The 18,688-nt window shown below is 61.6% G+C and carries 18 protein-coding genes; 8 read left to right on the forward strand and 10 right to left on the reverse strand.

The window, feature by feature from the left end:
* Both K0U62_06000 and K0U62_06005 read left to right on the forward strand, forming a co-directional pair.
* The coding region (locus K0U62_06000; protein MCH9801074.1) for a (Fe-S)-binding protein at positions 1–1,189 on the forward strand (1,189 nt) is incomplete at its 5' end.
* 96 nt (positions 1,190–1,285) lie between these two features.
* On the forward strand, positions 1,286–2,362 hold the full coding sequence (locus K0U62_06005; protein MCH9801075.1) for a nucleoside hydrolase: 1,077 nt from the start codon (positions 1,286–1,288) through the stop codon (positions 2,360–2,362).
* Between the two features lie 88 nt (positions 2,363–2,450).
* Here the strand turns inward: K0U62_06005 and K0U62_06010 are convergent, their stop codons facing one another.
* The 7 genes from K0U62_06010 to dcd form a co-directional block, all read right to left on the reverse strand.
* Complete coding sequence (locus tag K0U62_06010) at positions 2,451–3,230, reverse strand: DUF4190 domain-containing protein (protein MCH9801076.1); 780 nt, start codon at positions 3,228–3,230, stop codon at positions 2,451–2,453.
* A gap of 221 nt (positions 3,231–3,451) precedes the next feature.
* A complete protein-coding gene (locus tag K0U62_06015; GenBank protein MCH9801077.1) occupies positions 3,452–4,099 on the reverse strand; it encodes a DUF4190 domain-containing protein in 648 nt (215 codons plus the stop codon).
* A 106-nt stretch (positions 4,100–4,205) separates the two neighbouring features.
* A complete protein-coding gene (locus tag K0U62_06020; GenBank protein MCH9801078.1) occupies positions 4,206–4,676 on the reverse strand; it encodes a DUF2752 domain-containing protein in 471 nt (156 codons plus the stop codon).
* Positions 4,677–4,697: 21 nt separating this feature from the next.
* Positions 4,698–4,979: a CD225/dispanin family protein gene (locus K0U62_06025; GenBank protein ID MCH9801079.1), complete on the reverse strand. Its 282-nt coding sequence runs from the start codon at positions 4,977–4,979 to the stop codon at positions 4,698–4,700.
* Positions 4,980–5,294: 315 nt separating this feature from the next.
* Positions 5,295–5,636, reverse strand: coding sequence for a DUF2752 domain-containing protein (locus K0U62_06030; GenBank protein ID MCH9801080.1), 342 nt, complete (start codon positions 5,634–5,636; stop codon positions 5,295–5,297).
* A 275-nt stretch (positions 5,637–5,911) separates the two neighbouring features.
* Positions 5,912–6,751, reverse strand: coding sequence for a hypothetical protein (locus K0U62_06035; protein MCH9801081.1), 840 nt, complete (start codon positions 6,749–6,751; stop codon positions 5,912–5,914).
* A gap of 125 nt (positions 6,752–6,876) precedes the next feature.
* Positions 6,877–7,443, reverse strand: a complete 567-nt coding sequence (gene dcd, locus K0U62_06040; protein MCH9801082.1) for a dCTP deaminase — start codon at positions 7,441–7,443, stop codon at positions 6,877–6,879.
* Between the two features lie 404 nt (positions 7,444–7,847).
* Between dcd and K0U62_06045 the strand changes: the two genes are divergently transcribed.
* Both K0U62_06045 and K0U62_06050 read left to right on the forward strand, forming a co-directional pair.
* A complete protein-coding gene (locus tag K0U62_06045; GenBank protein ID MCH9801083.1) occupies positions 7,848–8,834 on the forward strand; it encodes an LCP family protein in 987 nt (328 codons plus the stop codon).
* A gap of 132 nt (positions 8,835–8,966) precedes the next feature.
* The gene (locus K0U62_06050) at positions 8,967–9,626 is read left to right on the forward strand and encodes a DUF2510 domain-containing protein (protein ID MCH9801084.1); all 660 of its coding nucleotides are present in this window, start codon (positions 8,967–8,969) and stop codon (positions 9,624–9,626) included.
* 34 nt (positions 9,627–9,660) lie between these two features.
* On the opposite strand, the gene hisC is transcribed toward K0U62_06050, so the two are convergent.
* On the reverse strand, positions 9,661–10,731 hold the full coding sequence (gene hisC, locus K0U62_06055) for a histidinol-phosphate transaminase (protein MCH9801085.1): 1,071 nt from the start codon (positions 10,729–10,731) through the stop codon (positions 9,661–9,663).
* Between the two features lie 63 nt (positions 10,732–10,794).
* Between hisC and K0U62_06060 the strand changes: the two genes are divergently transcribed.
* Positions 10,795–12,369 (forward strand): SpoIIE family protein phosphatase, encoded by a 1,575-nt coding sequence (locus tag K0U62_06060; GenBank protein ID MCH9801086.1) that lies wholly within the window; start codon positions 10,795–10,797, stop codon positions 12,367–12,369.
* Between the two features lie 239 nt (positions 12,370–12,608).
* On the forward strand, positions 12,609–13,049 hold the full coding sequence (locus K0U62_06065) for a hypothetical protein (protein ID MCH9801087.1): 441 nt from the start codon (positions 12,609–12,611) through the stop codon (positions 13,047–13,049).
* 12 nt (positions 13,050–13,061) lie between these two features.
* Here K0U62_06065 and K0U62_06070 read toward each other — a convergent pair whose 3' ends face one another.
* Positions 13,062–13,610 carry a hypothetical protein gene (locus K0U62_06070; GenBank protein ID MCH9801088.1) on the reverse strand — a complete coding sequence of 183 codons (549 nt, stop codon included), beginning with the start codon at positions 13,608–13,610 and terminating at the stop codon, positions 13,062–13,064.
* A 236-nt stretch (positions 13,611–13,846) separates the two neighbouring features.
* On the opposite strand from K0U62_06070, the gene K0U62_06075 reads away from it, so the two are divergent.
* Positions 13,847–15,988: an MMPL family transporter gene (locus tag K0U62_06075; GenBank protein MCH9801089.1), complete on the forward strand. Its 2,142-nt coding sequence runs from the start codon at positions 13,847–13,849 to the stop codon at positions 15,986–15,988.
* A 62-nt stretch (positions 15,989–16,050) separates the two neighbouring features.
* Here the strand turns inward: K0U62_06075 and K0U62_06080 are convergent, their stop codons facing one another.
* The gene (locus K0U62_06080) at positions 16,051–16,371 is read right to left on the reverse strand and encodes a DUF4333 domain-containing protein (protein MCH9801090.1); all 321 of its coding nucleotides are present in this window, start codon (positions 16,369–16,371) and stop codon (positions 16,051–16,053) included.
* Positions 16,372–16,769: 398 nt separating this feature from the next.
* Here K0U62_06080 and K0U62_06085 point away from each other — a divergent pair, with 398 nt between their 5' ends.
* Positions 16,770–18,623 carry an acyl-CoA dehydrogenase gene (locus K0U62_06085; protein ID MCH9801091.1) on the forward strand — a complete coding sequence of 618 codons (1,854 nt, stop codon included), beginning with the start codon at positions 16,770–16,772 and terminating at the stop codon, positions 18,621–18,623.
* The last annotated feature ends 65 nt before the right edge of the window (positions 18,624–18,688 follow it).

The raw sequence follows: 18,688 nt of genomic DNA on the forward strand, positions 1-18,688 counted from the left end.
ACTGGGCGAGATCAACGAAGAGATCCTCGCGACCATGCCGGAATCGGTACAGCACGAGGTCGGACGCGAACTGGTAGGCGCTCGTCCCGATGACCCGAATAGCGCCACCGACGGCTACGACGCTAGCGGACACCGCTCTGCAGAGGGAGCAGTCATCGACGAGGAAGCGCTATGGTCCTGCACCACCTGCGGCGCCTGCGTCAATCAGTGCCCGGTAGATATTGAGCACGTCGACCACTTTGTAGACATGCGCCGCCACCAGGTGATGATCAACACTGAGTTCCCCAGCGAGCTGAACGGCCTGTTCAAAAATCTGGAGAATAAGGGCAACCCCTGGGGTATGAATGCCAATGTCCGCAACGCCTGGATCGAGGAAGTCGACTTCCCGGTTCGCGTGTTCGGTATGGACGGCGAGGACAAGATTCCGGACGATGTCGAATATCTGTTCTGGGTGGGCTGCGCCGGGGCGTATGAGGACCGGGCCAAGGAAACCACCAAGGCGGTCGCCGAACTGCTGCACACCGCCGATGTGAATTTCATGGTGCTGGGCGAAGGTGAAACCTGCACCGGGGATCCCGCCCGTCGTGCTGGCAACGAGCCGCTGTTCTTCATGCAGGCCTACCAAAACGTTGAAGTGCTCAACGAGGTTGGCGCCAAGAAAATCGTGGTTACTTGCCCACACTGCTTGAACACCCTGGGCCGGGAATACCCGGAGTTCGGCGGTAACTACGAGGTGGTTCACTATTCGCAACTGCTGCACTCATTGGTGTACGAGGAGAAACTGGTTCCGATGAACCGGGTTGACGACACCGTCACCTACCACGACCCCTGCTACTTGGGTCGTCACAACGAGGTATACACGCCACCGCGTGCGCTACTGGAATCACTGCCGGGTGCCAACCTGGTCGAGATGGAACGCTCCGGCGAAAAGTCCTTCTGCTGCGGCGCTGGTGGTGCCCGGATGTGGATGGAAGAAACATTGGGCACTCGGGTAAACCAGAACCGGGCCGACGAGGCTATTGGCACCGGTGCCTCCAAGGTGGCGGTCGCCTGTCCGTTCTGCTCGGTCATGCTCAACGACGGCGTCACCGTTCGCCAGCAAGAGGGCCAGGCCGAGAACGTCGAGGTTGTGGATTTGGCGTCGCTGATGCTGAGTTCAGTCAAGGACTCCGAGACACAGTCCTCCTAGTCAGCCCCCACGGCGGGAGCTGGGTGCAGTTGCGAAGCGCCCACGTCCACCGTGCTGGCAAGATCCGGCCAGGTTCTGGTGAGTAGGCTCGGCCGCATGTGGATCGGACTGATTACGGCTGTCGTGCTGTTGCTGGTCTCCGGCTGCGGTGCTGCCGGGTCTGGCTCCGACAGCGAGGCCACCTCTCGTGCCAATACAGCTGGCACTCCGGTGGTCTTCTCCACCGATATGGCTATGGGCCTGACCACCGGCGCAACCAACGGAACCGATGAGACTCCGTCAGACGTCGATGACGCCTGGGCGTACGCGTTGGCCGTCGCCGAAGGTGGTTTGGACATCCGTGGCGTTATCGTCACGATGGGCAACAACATGGCCGCGCCCGAGGTGGCGGTGGCACAGCGAACCGTCGAGGCGATGGATACAGATGTCCCGGTGGTTAAGGGTGCTTCGGTATGGCTCGACGACGCCAGCAGCGTCAGCGGCGACGACATTGGCACCGACGGTTGCGTCAACGACGGAGTGCTGTTCCTCAAAGAGCAGGCCGAGCAGACCCCAGGACTCATCGTGCTAGCGATCGGGCCGATGACCGACCTCGCATGCTTGGCCACCCAGTTCCCCGATAGCGTGGAAAACTTGGGCGGAGTGGTTGCCCTCATCGGCAGCTCTCCCGGCCCACTAGTGCTGGATGGCAAGACGCTGCGCGACTTTAACTACGTCATGGATCCAACTGCCCTGCACCTCCTGTTAGAGGAGACCAATCTGGACGTCACGGTCATCATGTTCAGTGTTTCGTCGCAAGGCGCCATTGATACGTCGAGCATCGAGAAACTGGCCGAGTCCGCAAATCCTCGGGCCGCTTTCTTCGGTGAGCAGTCAGTACCCTTTGCGAAGTTTTGGACGGAGGCTATTAGCACGACAAAGCCGATCTGGGACGCGAGCGTGGTGTGGTACCAACTGCGTCCTGACGACCTCAAGTGCGGGCCGATGGGATACAAGCTGAAGGTGGGTCCACCGTTGCAAGAGCAGGGGGCGGTGTACGACTACTTCGACACAAGCTACGACTCCGACCGACAAGTCACTGCCTGTTATGACTGGCAATCACCCGGCGCCTTGGCTGAATTCACCAAGTCCGTGTGGCAGGCGGTAGGGGGCGACGGTACGCCGCCGAACTGATCTGGTGCCAGCCCGATGTTGGTGGGTGTTAGGCAGATGCCGTCGCCGATGTTGAGCTGGTACCGCACTCGCACCATCGCTCCAGGCGCTAACTACCAGCGGTGACCGCCAGCAGCGTGAACACACCGAGGACAATCAGGCCAAGTCCCACCGCAATCCAACCCGTGATGATCCCGGTGAGCGCCATGCCCTCGCCCCGGAAGGTACAGCCGGGCTTGCGCAACCGGCGGCGCGCATTCATTCCCATGATCACGGCAATCATTCCGAGGACCCCGCCGATTCCCCAGGCACAGGAGAAGACCACACCGACGATGCCGCAGATCAGTGATGCTGCTGCAGAGTTATCGGTGGGACCAGTTCGCACCTGCGCTCCGCCAGCGCCGCTGGGTTGCTGACCGTACCCGACCGGAGTCGGGTCGGTGCCATAGGGCTGCTGCGGATAGGCCTGCGGCGGGTATCCCGATTGACCCTGCTGCTGCGAGTCGTTCGGCCAGGCTGCTGGTTGTGGTGCCGTCGTAGTTGGATCGTACTGTTGCGGATCTGGGGCGTCACCGTGTGATGGCGGCTGCGGATGGCTGACAGCATCAGGTTGCTGCGGTGGGTGGGGCTGTGGTTCCGGATGAACTACAGCTGCTGGACTCACTGGCGACGACGAAGCGGCAGGTGGTGGTACTGCCTCTTGCGTTGTCGACTCCTGGGTGGCACCTTCCGGCTGCTGCACGACCGTTTGTTCCTGCGCAGCAGTTCGCTCATCGACTGGTGGGGCGGCTTCCGTGCCGGCCGGTACGCCACCACCAGCGAGGTGCGGGAAAGGTCGATCGCTCGCTGCCCCTTGCGCAGCAGCTTCGGATTCGATGTCTTCCGACATTACTCATCTCCCCAGATCGGGCGGATCGGGCGCCGGCCACCGGCTCGTCGCTCCCCCTGAAACACGTTACCCGGCAGGCGCGGTCACGACGGCCAGCGGGCACCACCACCTGCCGCAGCATTCAGCGCGCCACGATGAACGACAACGGCTGTCGCCCACTCCTGCTCACGTTCCAGAAGCGAGTTCCGTGAACCGAATCCGTCCCGCCCGCCATACCGGATCTAGTAGCCTGAACTACTACCACCAGCGATGAGCGCGATCAGCAAGATGACCAGATAGAACCCGAGTACGGCACCCCAAATCGCGATGCCGATCCAGCCGGTGACGATCCCGGCGGTGGCCATACCGTCACCCTGCTGTTGACCACCCGAGACACGAATCGCCTTCTTGGCGCTGTATCCCAGCACCAACGCCACGATGGAGAGCACGACCGGGCACGCAGTGAGGCCCAAGATTCCGCAGACCAACGACGCAATCGCGGACGAGTTCGTCGGCGCGGCCGGCGGGTATTGTGCCGGGTACCCTCCCGGGGGAACCTGTTGTGGCATGCCCGGAGTTGGCGGCTGTCCGGGCGGAATTGCTGCCGGTGTGCCCCAACCCGGCTGCGACGGTGGCGGGGTGGTTGGCTGGTCCGAAACCGCAGGTGGCTGCGGCACCTCTGTAGGCGCAACCGGGGTTGTGGGCTCAATGCCGGGGTCAGCTGCTGGGGTAATGGGAGAAGTGGCCGAGCCATCGTCCTCCGGTCCGGTCAGCATTGGGGAACCGCAATCTGGACAACTGCGCGCATTGGCCGCCGCTTCGGCGCCACAGGCCGGGCATACCTCGCCGGTCTCCGGCTGCTCGTCGCCAGTAGATTCTTCCGTTGTCATGTCGTCCCTCCGCAATACTCGAGTCCCCGACCAGGTGGGCGTCCCTGGACTAGATTCAGCCTACTCAGCCGGTAGCTCGTTCCGGTGCACCGATCGTCGCGGTCCGCTATGGCGCCAGGGGCGATCCTGGCAGGTTCCGCAGCACCCCAAACGCGATCACCACGATGAGCAGGATCACCGGAAAGTTCAGCCATCGATACCGGGAGAACAGTTTGGGGGTCACCCCCAGATTGGGAACTCGTGGCGTGAGTTGCACCACCGCCCACACCAGCAGACCTGCCAAAGCCGGCAGAAACAATAGGTTGTGGTTCATCGCCGCCGCAGGATCACCCGCCACGACATCCGCCATAGCCCGCAGCGCACCACAGCCAGGGCAATAGACCCCGAAGATGAGCAGCGACGGACATACCCCGTAGGAGCCGGGTTCGTGTGGATTTCGGACCGCCACTGCGGCGGCGGTCCCCGCTAGGACCAACAGGACCGCTCCCGCCTGGACGCGCCGAGAGCGGCCGGCCACGACCTGATCAGGAACCGGCGACGAGTCCAGTTCCTGAGCAGGCACGCGAACCTGAGCCATTAAGACCACCTCACGATGGGATCAGTAGGTGCTGACTTCCGTCGAGAAGACTCCAATAACGAGAGCGAGGAAGATGTAAAGGACAATCACCGCGACTCCCACAGAAGCAGAGATGATTGCCCATTTCTTAGCATTTTGTGACGCCGACATCGCAGTTGCGTAGTCACCGCTGGCCCAGGCGCCGTCCACCTTGGCGGCGTAGACGATGCTGACGATGCCGAATGGCAGACAGCAAAACAGCGTGGTCAAAATTGCCCAGACCAGGTAACTGTCAGGCTTGGGTTGACCACCCGCACCAGGCATCGGCCCCCCGGCGGGCGGTGGTCCCCCGGCGGGCGGTGGTCCCCCGGCGGGCGGCGGGCGGTGGCGGTGGTGTCTGGCTCATAGCAAAGCCTCAATTCTGCGACGGATCAGCGCCGCTGAGAGCGATCACACCTTGCGATCTTGATTGCAGGTATAGCGAAGTGGCTGGCCGGACTCAACCGTTAGGCCTCCGAAGCAAAAGTGTGTGCCGCCAGCGCGAAAACCAGATGTCCACAGCGCTGACTGGCCGCAGACCGTCTCGGCACAGACATCTACAAGCACGACCAGCAGCGCAGTGACTGGACAGTTACCCTGCTAGCCAACACCGGAGTCGAGATAGGGGAAGGCCGGCAGATTGCGTACCAACCAGAAAATGGCGATCCCGATCATGGCAACCGGAATGACCCAACGATTGATGGCTCGCGACCAGTTGACAGTGACTGGACCTTGCCGGACTCGCTTGATGCCCCACCAGGTGAAGCCAACAAATCCAGCCAGTAAAAGCAGGGGCACGAGCACGTTGTGATCGAAAGCTCGGGATACATCCCCTTGCAGTAGCGCATGAGTGGAACGGAGTCCGCCGCAGAAGGGGCAGTCCAGACCAGTAGCCAACAGAAACGGACAGGGCGGGTAGAGCGCGCCTTCTCCGGGCGGCATCAGCGCCAAGACCGCGCAACCTGCCAGCGCTAGTCCCCCCGAGATCAATACCGGCCGGTCAATCGCCACCCGTTCAGCAGGTGCTGCGGTAGCGAGGGGCGCGGTCACCTCCCCAGCGTAACCTCCGCGATGGTGCTTGCCCGAGGTGAACCGGGCGCCGTCAGGTCACCCGATCAGGTCGCCGGCCTTGTACCCGGGCAGCTGGGCTCACCCGCAACTGCGCTCCAGACATGACTGTGCCCCCACCAGTTGGTGGGGGCACAGTCATGAACAACTTAGGCAGCTACCGGTTCCCCGCGTAGCGTCCGGAAGGTGTAGGCATGAGCAGCCGCTACGACCGGGATCGCCACGAACAGACCAATGCCGCACAGCAGCGCACCAATGATCAGCGTCAATAGCGTGGCTAGGTACAGCACTACGATGCTCGCCAGGTTGCTGTTGACGAAGGCGAAGCTGGACTTGATGGCGTCGAGACCGGAGCCCTGCTCCTGTAACGCGAAGTACATGTAGAACTGCGCAAAGAACGCCACCACGATAGAACCAACGAACCAGACGATCCAGCCAAGAATCGGGATCAGACCAATGATGCCGAGGATGAGCTGGACACCGGTGAGAATCAGTGCTGCGATCACCACGACACCGATGGCCTTCGTCTGGAAGAAGATCCCTAGCTCGATCCGGCCTTGGTCAGTCACGCCTAGCGCGGCCCGGACAAACTGAGCGGCGATAATCCAGCCCGCAAGCGTGAGGACTACGAACATAATCATGGTGATGATGGCCGAAGCGATCCCACCGGACGTACTGGTGAACTCAAGGGTTCCTCCTGCCGTCTCCACATTTGTCGTCGATGTCGACATGGTGGGGATAAGCAGCAGGATGAAGATTGCGTACACCACGACGTAGACGCCGATCGCGATCAGGCAAGCTAGCAGCCAGGGGCCGATGTTTTGCTGGAACTTGGTCCAGCCGAAGTTAAAAGCGTTGCTCACCGAGTAGCCGCCAGCGGGCGCCGGGGACCCTCCTGCCGGCGGGGGTGGCGGGGTGCCGCCACCTGGGGGTGGTGGTGGGGGCGGGGGAGTACCACCGTCGGACGGTGGGGGTGGGGGTGCGCTCATGAACGTCTCCTTTAGTTGCCGACTTGCCGAAGATAGCAATAACCGGTACGGCTTTCGTCGAGGCGCGGCGGAGCGTGACGGCGCTCACCTATCAGTAAGCAAGAAACAGGAGCGAAGTACCGGCGTTAGCGCTTGTTGTCTCGGTACTTCGAGGCCACCGGACCAGACTGGCCAACGTACTTCGAGTTCAATTCTGGGTGGCCATAGGGCCGCTCGGCTGCTCGGTCGAGCCGGTGGAACGACAACTGTCCGATGCGCATACCGGGCCACAGTTTGATGGGCAGCGTGGCGACGTTGGACAGTTCCAACGTGATCTGACCGCGCGGCCAACCAGGATCCACGAAACCAGCGGTTGCGTGAATCAAAAGACCCAACCGACCCAGTGACGACTTACCTTCGACCCGTGCCACCAGGTCATCAGGCAGCCCAATCTCCTCCAACGTCGTCCCGAGGACGAACTCACCTGGATGCAGGATGAACGGGCGGTCATCGCCCACCTCCACCGGCTCCATGAGCTCAACGGACTTGTCGAAGGGGTCGATGACCTCGCTGGTGTGATTGCGAAACACCAGGAACCGGCTTCCCAACCGAACATCAACACTGGCGGGTTGAATCTGAGTTTCTTCGATGGGATCGAGAATCAGCTCACCATCCGCCAACAACTTCCGGATCGAACCGTCGGAGAGAATCATGTCGGCAGAATACGCCAGCCTCAGTCACCGCCCGTGCTGCCCCATCGCGTGGCGAACGGCTAGGCCCACGCCGCTTGTGAGCATCACCCGTTCGGAGTAGTGCTGATTGCAGCTTGGCCGCCACCACTCGCCAAGTGCCGGAGTTACTCAACTCTCGGGGATACTGAAATGGCGAGGAGGAGCTGTGCGAGGAGGGGCTGTGATGGACGGCACACGACAGGCGCAAGTTTGCAGGTGTACGCCACGGCAAGTCAGGGAAGTAACTGCCCATGTCTGACTATTGGCGCCCAGAATCGGGCGACACCCGGCCGCCAGCTGCTGCTGATTCGCAGCCCGGCGGAGCCGAGTCCTTGACTGACTACGAGAACTTTTTTCGTGGCAACCCAGGCGATGATCAACCCACCATGGTTCAGGAACCGGTCGCGGCCGTTGCTACGGCCACGCCGCCGCCCGTCGCAACCCCGACGGCGCCACGCAAGCGTCGACGTGGTCTGAAAATCCTGCTGTGGGTACTCATTGGCTCCTTGATCTACGGACTGACCCTCGGGGTCGTGTTCGCCACTTCTGTCACCAAGGTCGAGGCCATGCCAGCGAGTCAGATCCCAGCAACTGCCGGCACCAACTATCTGTTGGTGGGTACTGATAGTCGGGACAACCTCACCAAGAAGCAGCGCAAGCAGTTGAACACCGGCTACACCGAAGGGCAGCGGACCGACACCATCATGCTGGTGCACGTCCCCCTCTTCGGGGAACCGACCCTCGTCTCGATTCCCCGAGACTCCTGGGTCCCGATCGAGGGCTATGGTTCCGACAAGATCAACGCCGCCTACGCCTTCGGCGGACCATCGCTGCTGGTCGATACAGTCGAGACCACCACCGGGCTTCACATCGATCACTACGTCGAAATCGGTATGGACGGCGTGGCCGAAGTAGTCGACGCGCTGGGTGGAATCACGCTGTGCCCCATGGCCAATTACGACGATGAGCGCAGTGGCCTCAAGATCAAAAAGGGCTGCCAAGAAGTAGACGGCAAGACTGCGTTGGCCTATGTGCGGATGCGCTACTCCGATCCCACGGGCGACATCGGTCGCGCTGAGCGGCAGCGCGAGTACATCGCAGCCGTGGCCAAGAAGGCGATGAGTCCGACCACCTGGTTGAACCCGTTCAAGGCCTACTCGGTGGCCAACGCCACCGGCGAGGCGCTCACGGTAGATGAGGGAACTGGATTCATCGCGGACACGCGGCTGGCGGTTGCCCTCGGCATGATCTCCATCGAGCGCGGTGAATCAACATCAGTGCCGATTGAAAGCGATGCCTACTGGGTTGGCGGACAACAAGCCGTCAAATGGGACACCCCTAAGGCATTAGCGCTCTTCGATTCACTGTCCTAGCGGCTAAGCCCTTGCATCTGTCAGATCAGCGCGCAATCTTGGGACTACCGACTCGATTCGGACCCCAGGGAGGCGCACATGGAGAAGAAGAGTCCAGCACCAGTCATTCTGCTCATCGCCGGGATCGCGCTGATGATCGGTGGTGTTGCCTGGGGAGTGGTCTCGGTCTCTGGTGAGATTCGCGGTCTCTTGCCCAGCAGTATCTGGACCAGCGGTTCACCCCAGCCTGTTCAGCTTGAGGAAGGCGACTGGGCGGTCTACGCCGTTCCCACCGGCACTACTGGCGATCCCACAACCGGCGGACTGAACATTGACCCCAACGCCATCACCGTGACCGGGCCCGACGGTGAAGCGGTTCCCACCACCTGCATCTCTTGCGGCATTTCAAGCCAAACCACGACCTACCAGGGTGCGGAGTACCTCGGCATCGTGAAGTTCACGGCAACCCGGGCCGGGACCTACACCGTGGATGTGCAACCTGCCGGGAGCAGCGTGGCGGTAGCCCGGCCCATCACGGATTCCATCGGCAGCATTTTCAGCGGGGTAGCGATCGCAGCCCTGCTGGGCTTCGTTGGCTTCCTGTGCACGTTAGCCGCCATCATTTGGTTGGTGGTGCGCGCAACCAACCGTCGCAAGGTCGCTGTGCCTGAGGGCGCGCTGCCACCGCAGGTAGCCGCCACTGGTGCCGCTAGTCAAACACCCCGCGGCTGGTACCCCGATCACGAAGATCCTAGCCAGTTGCGTTGGTGGGACGGTTCGCAATGGACCGAACATCTGCGCCCCAAAGAGTGACCTCAACCTCGATGTGCGGGAGTTGCCCCGGCTGCTAGTTAGTGGGGCTGTAGCTGGACAAAACGTCGAGCACTGTCTCGTTGGGCTCCTGGTCTCCGATCGTGACTCGGACACCTTCACCAGGGAAGGCTCGAACCAACACACCAGCTTGCTTACAGGCCTCGGCGACGGCCTCGGTGTCCGCACCCAGCGGCAGCCAGTAGAAGTTTCCTTGGGTGTCAGGGACGGGCCATCCTTGCGCTCGGACCGCAGCCAGCACTCGTTCCCGTTCCACAACCGTCGCGGCGACTTGCTGCTCCATGTCGGCACTGAGCTCCAGTGCTGCTGCGGCGACCTCTTGGGCTAGGTGATTAACGCCAAACGGCGTGGCCGCTTTGCGTAGACCTTGGACAACACTGGGGTCCGCGACGCCGTAGCCCACGCGCAGGCCAGCCAATCCATAGGCCTTGGAGAAGGTCCGCAGCACCATGGCCTTTGGGTGCTGGTCAAGCAGCGAAAGACTCCCGCCGAATTGTTCGCCCGAAGCAGCCGCATACTCGTAGTAAGCCTCATCGACTACGACCAACACCTCCGGCGGCACCTGATCCAAGAACTCGGCCAACTCAGCGGTAGGGATGGCTGGTCCAGTGGGGTTATTCGGGGTGCACACGAACACAACCCGAGTTCGATCAGTGATCGCAGCAGCCATCGCTGGCAAATCGTGGCGGCTGTCCGGTAGCAGCGGCACCTGAACCGATCGAGCATGGGCGAGTCGCGTCACGATCGGGTATGCCTCGAAGGAACGCCAGGCGTACACCACCTCATCGCCGGGCGAGCAGGTCGCGGCGGTGATCTGCTGACAGATCGCCACGGAGCCGGTCCCCAGAGCAATCTGGTCCGGATGCACGTCGAGATGCTCACTCAGCCGCTGCAGCAAACGGTTGGCAGCCGGATCCGGGTAACGATGGACATCTTTGGCAGCCGTAGCGATGATTTCCGCGAGACCCGGCAATAGCCCGGCCGAGTTTTCATTCGATGCCAGCGACACTGCGCCGGCCGCCCGGGCGCCAGCGCGGTAACCGGGTAACTGATCTAAGTCGGGTCGCAACTTCGGCGGGGTGCTCACTGCACCACTGTACGAGCAGCGGTATCGCCACAGCACAACCCGCAAGGCACTAGCGTGCTTCCTATGGCAGGTTTCCGTGAACGCATCTCATTGCGGGGCTTGCTCACTGCACTAGCAGCTATCGGCTTGATCCTAGTGATCGCTGCCGCTGCGGTGACCTACTTCAACGTGACCCAGGTAAAGCGGGAAACCAACCTGGTGATCAACACCCTTGAACCGGCCGATGACGCCTCCCAGGCGCTAAGTCTGTCGGTGCGGAAGATGGAAGCCAGTCTCTTTGCCTACATTCAGACCGGCAACAAGAGCCGGCTAAGCCCCTACCGCGATGGAAAGGCCAACTCCGACATTGCCCTGCAACAACTCACCGGACTTCTCGGCGATGACCCCGAATTCGAGGTGCTGATCAGCAAAGCGACCGAGAGTCGGGATGCCTGGATCGCCGACATCGCCGAGCCGACGCTAACTGAAGCAGCTGCTGGGGACCTTCCGGCAGCGGCAGCCATCGCGGATAGTCAGCTCAGTGATCGGCGCTTTGACCGGATGACTACCGATGTCGATCGACTCGATTCCAAGATCGATGACGATCTAGAAGGCGCACTGGATCGCCTCGACGAGCTCACGACTCGGATGGCAGTCCTGCAAGGCCTCGGAATGCTGGTTCTCCTCGTCGCAGTAGCGCTGGCTTGGCTCCTGCTGATGCGCTGGGTGCTGAGTCCGCTCGATGATCTCCGCCGACAAATGCGAGTGGTGGCTCGTGATCGCGAGTTGCTGGAGCACATCGATCCGAGCGGCCCACGGGAGATTCAAGCCGTGGGTCGTGATGCTGAGCAAATGCGGCAACAACTCGTCGCCGAAATCGAAAATGTCACTCGCGCCGACGAAGCGGCGCGGCGAGCGACCGAGTCGCTGGCCAGTAGGGCACCGGTCGTAGCTGCACTGATGCGAGAGCTAGCTACTCCTACCGACCCCAGCCCCACCGGGGTGTCAGTACACGGCGAAATCCACGCCGCCGAAACTGTTCTCGCCGGGGATTTCTGGGACAGCGTGACTACTCCAGGCGACAACGTTGCTCTCGTCATCGCCGACGTCGCCGGCCATGGCGATGAGATTGGCGTGGCCGCCACTCGGATGAAGCACCTGATCGCAGTGGCGTTGGGCTCCGGTAGCGGCCCAGCCGCAGCTCTGGAACTGGCAGCAAAACGACTAGCCAACGAGGACGAACCACCCGCAACTGCGGCGATCGTCATCGTTGACCCGACCGCACACCAAATCACCTGGGCCAACGCTGGCCACCATCCGCCGCTGGTGCTGCGACCTGATAGCGAGCCGGTAGAGCTTCAGCGCACCGGCCCGTTGTTGTCATGGCTAGGAGGTCCATGGACGGAGCAGGTCGCCAGTTTTACGCCGGGCGATCGGCTCCTGCTCTTCAGTGATGGCCTCATCGAATCTCACGACACGGCTGGTGAGCAGCTTGAGGCCCTCGGGCTGTTGGAGCTGGTGGCAACCGTTCGCACCACTACTACCAACGACGAGTCACTCGTGCGAGGCGTGCTCACCTACGGCCGGGAGCGCGCTGTGGACTGGGACCGCGATGACGTGACTTTGATCGCCGCCTCACTGCCGACCGTCAACTCTTAACTCAGCCCTGACCGGTGGGGTTTCGGTGCCGGATATCTCGCAGCGACCAGCTTGCCCCGGTAGCCATTATGTGAATACCGGACGTTAGCTACCCGAAAACCGGGGAAATTAGGGCAAGAGCCACGTATCCCCCGCCTGAGAGACAGAACTGCGACGAAGTTGGGAAGGACTCGGCGTGGTAACCCAACACGATCCGGGAGAGGCTGGCCCCAAGCAACAAAGCAACGCTAGGAGGCCTCATGACCACGACCAGTTTCGTTATCCCGGAACAGACCCGCTCCGCGATGTCCATCACGTCGGACCGGATTAGCGGCCTTCTACGCGACAGCAGCAATCTGGCGCAGTGGTGGGTGGATCTCACCGAACAACTCGACGATCTCTCCGTGCGACTGATGGGAGAAGTCGACACCATGTGGCGCGGCCTGCGCGACCAACTCACCCAAGATGCGCCACACCTGGGGGCGCAGGTGCGCCGCCTCGACGACGAGCAAGAGCAGATCGCAGACGAACTCATGCGGGTCCGAATTCTCGCCGGTTCGGCCGCGGGAGCGTCTGAGCAACTGCCCGACGTCACGTCAGCAGTCACAAACTTGATCGATCGGGTAGCACGCTTCGATCAATGGACCACTCAACTCATGTACGACGCCTATGAAAGTGATCTGGGCGGCGAAGCAGCCTAGCCAGCGCTGCACTCAGTCTTCGCGGTAGCCAGCCGTTATTCGGGGATCGCTGTCGCCGACCACGCGAGCAACTTGCGGCACGACAATCACCCAGGTGATGACGTGCATGGCTGCTAGCCACACTCTGGTGCCCCAGGCAACCTCATCAGGTTGCGTAAGTGGCGAGGCCAGCGAGACGACCAACGCCAGCGTTCCCAGCCAAAACACCCAGTGACGGCAGCCCTTTACACCCAAGAAGACTGCGGCCACTGCCGCTCCCGCCAGACCGGCGATCAACGGCAGCACGAAAGTGGCAGCCCAAGGAACTTCTCCCAGTTGGCCAGCCTCAGCACCAAACGAAGGCTGTTGCACGAGGAAATCGGTGCCGAACAGCGTCGCGACAAGCCGCAAAATGACGCAGACGATCGCTGCGGTGAGGCCGGTTACCCAGCCTGCCATGAACACATTCCGTGTCGTCGGGACAGAGTGCATCGGGGGCGCAACCCGGGTCACCGAATCTTCGTTCGCTGCCACCGGATCGGCGCCATGCGGAAACTGCCCCGAATCCGCCTTGTTCGCCACGCCTCTAGTGTGCCCGATTTACCCCCTTTTGCGCGACCCACAAGCAGCGCGGACTTCGAGATTCGCATCGTTACGCCCTAATCAGCCCGGAACTTTGGGCCTGAATGTGCGAAAAAGATCAACATCGCTACCGTTTTTAAGTGACTAAGGACTCTGACCAGCCCAAGACTACCGACGATTCTGCCCCGAGCACCGGCGGCAAAACACGCAGGCTGCGCTGGGTGCTGCCCGCCGTTTTGCTCCTGGTGTGGTTGGGCGTGGGTGGTGCTTTTGGTTCCTACGCGGGCAAATTAGCCGAGGTCCAGGTCAACGATCAGCTTCTCTTCTTGCCGGAGAGCGCGGAATCCACGGTCGTCGCCAAGGCGCAGCAAGAGTTCACCAACGACGAGTCCGTTCCCACCGTCGTTGTTTTCGAGGCAGACAGCGGACAACTGACCGAAGCCCAGTTGTCACAAATCCAGCAGGTTACCCAACAACTCGCCGAGATCGACGGGGTGACCGCGACAGGAAGCGGTGCCATTCCCGCTGAGGATGGCGAGGCCGCGGTCGCGTTCTTACCGGTCGATGGCAGTGACGGCGAACTGACCGCCGAGATTGTGGAACAGGTTCGGGCAGACGCCGAAGCGAACCCGATTTCAGGCGTGAGCACCTACGTGGGTGGACCGGCTGGCTTCCTAGCTGATTTGACCGAGGCATTTGGCGGCATCGACGGGCTACTGCTGCTTGTGGCCCTCGGCGTGGTACTGGTCATTCTGCTCGTCGTCTACCGCAGTCCAGTCCTACCGTTCTTCGTGCTGCTGTCCTCCATCATGGCCCTCGGCGTCGCCTCCGCTGCTGTCTACGCGCTGGCCGCAAATGATGTCATCACCCTCAACGGCCAGTCCCAGGGCATCCTGTTCATCCTGGTCATCGGCGCTGCCACTGACTACGCACTGCTGCTGGTTTCCCGCTACCGGGAGGAGCTGCGTCGTTTCGAATCCAAATACCAAGCCATGCGGGCAGCTTGGCGCGGCGTTGTGGAGCCGATTCTGGCCAGTGGTGGCACCGTCGTGCTGGGCGTGCTGATGTTGGTGCTGTCCGATTTGAAGGTCAACCAGAGTCTCGGTCCGGTCGGAGCCATCGGAATCGGCTTCGCCATGCTCGCCAGCTTGACTTTCCTGCCAGCGATTCTGGTGCTCATGGGCCGCAGCGTCTTTTGGCCATTTAGGCCGCACTTCGGCTCCGAAGGCCACGAAACCAGCGGTGTGTGGGCTGGCGTGGCTCGGTTTGTTGGCCGACGTTACCGACCGGTGTGGATCTCGGTGGCCGTTGTACTCGCTGGTCTGGCACTGTTCCTGCCCTCGTTCAAGGCCGACGGGGTGCCGTCATCGGACTTCTTCACCACTGAAGTTGAGTCCGCAACAACTCAAGATGCATTAGAACGACATTTCCCTGCTGGCTCAGGCAGCGAAACCATTGTCATCACGCCGGAGGACACTCTCGCCGAGGCGACCACCGTCATCGAAAAAACCCCTGGAGTTTCTGGCGTAGTGCCGCTCACCAGTGGCGCTGCCGAGGGGCCTCCAGGAACTGGCGAACCGGTCGTGGTCAACGGTGAAGTGTTGCTGAACGTGACGCTGTCCAATGCCTCTGACTCGATCGCCGCTGAGGACACCGTAGCCGTGATGCGCACTGAACTGGACGCGGTCTCACCAGACGCGCTAGTCGGTGGCCCCACCGCAACCCAGTACGACACCGTAGAGACCGCCCAGCAGGACGTCCGCAAGATCATCCCCATCGTTCTCTTGGTGATTCTGGTGGTGCTGATGTTGCTACTGCGCGCGGTGGCTGGACCTATCGTGCTGGTGGCTACGGTCGTGCTGTCCTTCGCCGCGACCCTCGGTCTCGGCGCCATTGTGTTCGACGCTCTGGGCATGCCGGGGGCAGACCCGTCGGTACCGCTGTTCTCTTTCGTCTTCTTAGTGGCTTTAGGTATCGACTACAACATCTTCCTCATGACCCGGGCACGGGAAGAAACCGTCAAACATGGGACCCGGGCAGGAATTTTGCGCGCCCTGGCGGTAACTGGCGGGGTGATCACCAGTGCCGGCCTGGTCCTGGCTGCCACCTTCGGTGCCCTGGCAGTGCTGCCGCTATTGTTCCTATTCCAGATCGCCTTCTTGGTTGCGGTTGGTGTCTTGATCGACACCTTCATCGTCCGATCCCTTTTGGTCCCGGGACTCACCATCGAGATCGGACCCAAATCATGGTGGCCCAGCAAACTCGGTAAGGAGCAGGGCTACACGAAGTCGGGCGATCCAGCTGTGGATGAGATTGGGTCCGAGGAGGAAACGGTCACTAGTGGTGCAACTGCTGGTGACGGCACCAAGGATTCGTAACACCCCACCCGCGCGGGCCTGCGCCCACCAGGCGGCCGATTCGAGAATGTCGTCGCCGTTTGCTAGCCGACCGGGGTGTCCGCAACCTGAATGTCGAAGTTCGCGGTGTTGTCGTCATTAAGGGCGGTCACGGTGATGTACACCTCGTAGGTGGTCTCACCGTCCGACAGGGTGCAGGTCATCTCAGCGCCCACCTTCGCCTCCATGTCGCTGGGGCAGTTGATCGGCGGCGCCTCGATGCCGACCTGCTCAGAAAGCGCCTGCTGAGCCTGGGTCTGCACCTCGTCCTGGGAAAGGGTGGCAGCACCGCATCCAGCCATAAGCATTAGCAGCGCCGCACCCAGCGCCACAGGGGCTGATCGGCTCACCATTTTGCGTCGCATGGCTCCTCCACCTTCACAACACCGCACGCCCTAGTTGGCGCGTACTCATCGGCCCCAGCCAAAGGGCCTAACTGGCCAGCAGACTCCCACTCGGGTATCCGGGTGTCAAGCAGAACTGGCCACGTACAATCCGCCACTTGAAGACGAGCTAGGTAGAGCGATAACGAAATGACCAGCGCTGGCTTCCGTCGCCTTGACCCTTGTAACCCGTGGTTTGGGCACTAACTCACTACCGATTCCGTGGCTGGGGACGCACTGCGACTTAGTTGCGACCAACGAGTTGGCACCAAGAATTGCCTTTGTTACTCGCGAGTAGCATTATGAGAGTTACTGGCGGGTAACCCCGCGCAGGTGTCCCGTGCCTGGGACGCCAATCCCAGCCACTAGGGAGCAGACAAATGAGTCACTACAAGAGCAACCTGCGAGACCTGGAGTTCAACCTCTTCGAGGTCTTCGGTGCCGATGAATTCATGGGCGAAGGCGTCTTCGAGGATATGGACCCCGAGACCGCCCGCTATTTCCTCAGGCAGACCGAGGAGTTGGCGACTGGCGTGCTGTCCGACAGTTTCACCAGCTCGGATCGCAACCCGCCGGTGTTCGATCCCAAAGAACACACCGTCACAATGCCGGAGGACTTCAAAGCCGCCTACCAAACCCTGATGGACTCTGAGGGTTGGCGCATGGAGATCCCTGCCGAGATTGGCGGAATCGTCACCCCGGCCAGCGTCCGCTGGGCAGTCGCTGAGTTGGTGCTCGGCTCGAATCCTGCCGCGTTCATGTACATGGCCGGCCCTGGTTTCGCTGGAATCCTGCACGACATTGGTAACGAAGATCAGAAGAAGATGGCGGAGCGAATGGTTGAGGGTCAATGGGGCGCCACCATGGTGCTGACCGAGCCAGACGCTGGCTCTGACGTCGGCGCTGGCACCACCAAAGCCTTCCCTAACGAGGACGGCACCTGGCGGATCGAGGGCGTGAAGCGCTTCATCACCTCCGCTGAGCACGACTTGAGCGACAACATCGTTCACTTGGTACTGGCTCGACCAGTCGGCGTCGACGATGTCGGTGGCCCCGGCACCAAGGGGCTATCGCTGTTCGTGGTTCCCAAGTACATGTTCGACATCGAGACCGGCGAGTTGGGCGAACGCAATGGCGCCTACGTCACGAATGTTGAGAAGAAGATGGGCCTGAAGGTGTCCACCACGTGTGAGGTCACCTTTGGCGACAAGGAACCAGCCATCGGCTACCTCGTCGGTGACGTGCACCAGGGCATCGCACAGATGTTCAAGGTCATTGAGTACGCCCGGATGATGGTCGGCAGTAAGGCGATCGCCACGCTAAGTACTGGCTACTTGAACGCGCTGGACTACGCCCAGAATCGCGTCCAGGGCGCAGACCTCACCGAGATGCTCGACAAGACTGCACCTCGGGTTCCCATCACCAACCACCCCGATGTGCGTCGCTCGCTGATGCTGCAGAAGGCCTACGCCGAAGGCATGCGTGCGCTGGTGATGTACACCGCGTCCTGGCAGGACCGGATCGCGGCCGCCACCTTGGGTGAGAACTCTGAGATCGACCTCGACATGGCTGAGCGCATCAACGATCTGCTGCTGCCCATCGTCAAGGGTGTGGGTTCCGAGCGCTCCTACGAACTGCTCGGCTCCCAGTCGCTGCAGACGCTGGGCGGCTCCGGCTATTTGCAGGACTACCCGCTCGAGCAGTACATCCGCGACGCGAAGATCGACACGCTGTACGAAGGGACCACCGCCATCCAAGGCTTGGACTTCTTCTTCCGCAAGATGGTCCGCGATCAGTTCAAGGCGGTCTTCTACATCGCCTCACAGATCACCGAAACCATCAAGGGCGGCGGCGAAGGTGACCAGTTGGCAGCCGAGCGCGAACTGCTCGCAACTGCACTGCAAGATGTCCAGGACACCATCGGCAAGCTCGGCGAGTGGGCCATGGCCAGCCAGGAAGATCCCAAGCAGATCTACCTGGTGGGGCTGAACACCACCCGATTGCTGATGATGACCGGCGACCTGATCATCGGTTGGTTGCTGCTGCGACAGGCCGAGGTTGCGCAGGCCGCTCTCGAAGCAGGCGCCACTGACAAGGATGTTGACTTCTACACCGGCAAGATCGCCGCAGCGAAGTGGTTCGCACACAACCGGCTTCCGCTGTTGACGGCAGAAAAGATTGCCGCAGCCGGGACTGACCTGGACATCATGGAGTTGCCCGAGTCGGCCTTCTAGTCCACAACACCGTCATCTTCCGACGTACGTCGGGGAACAGGGCGGCGCTCGGTCCACAGGGACCG

It is taken from the genome of Actinomycetes bacterium (assembly GCA_022599915.1).
Lineage (GTDB): Bacteria > Actinomycetota > Actinomycetes > S36-B12.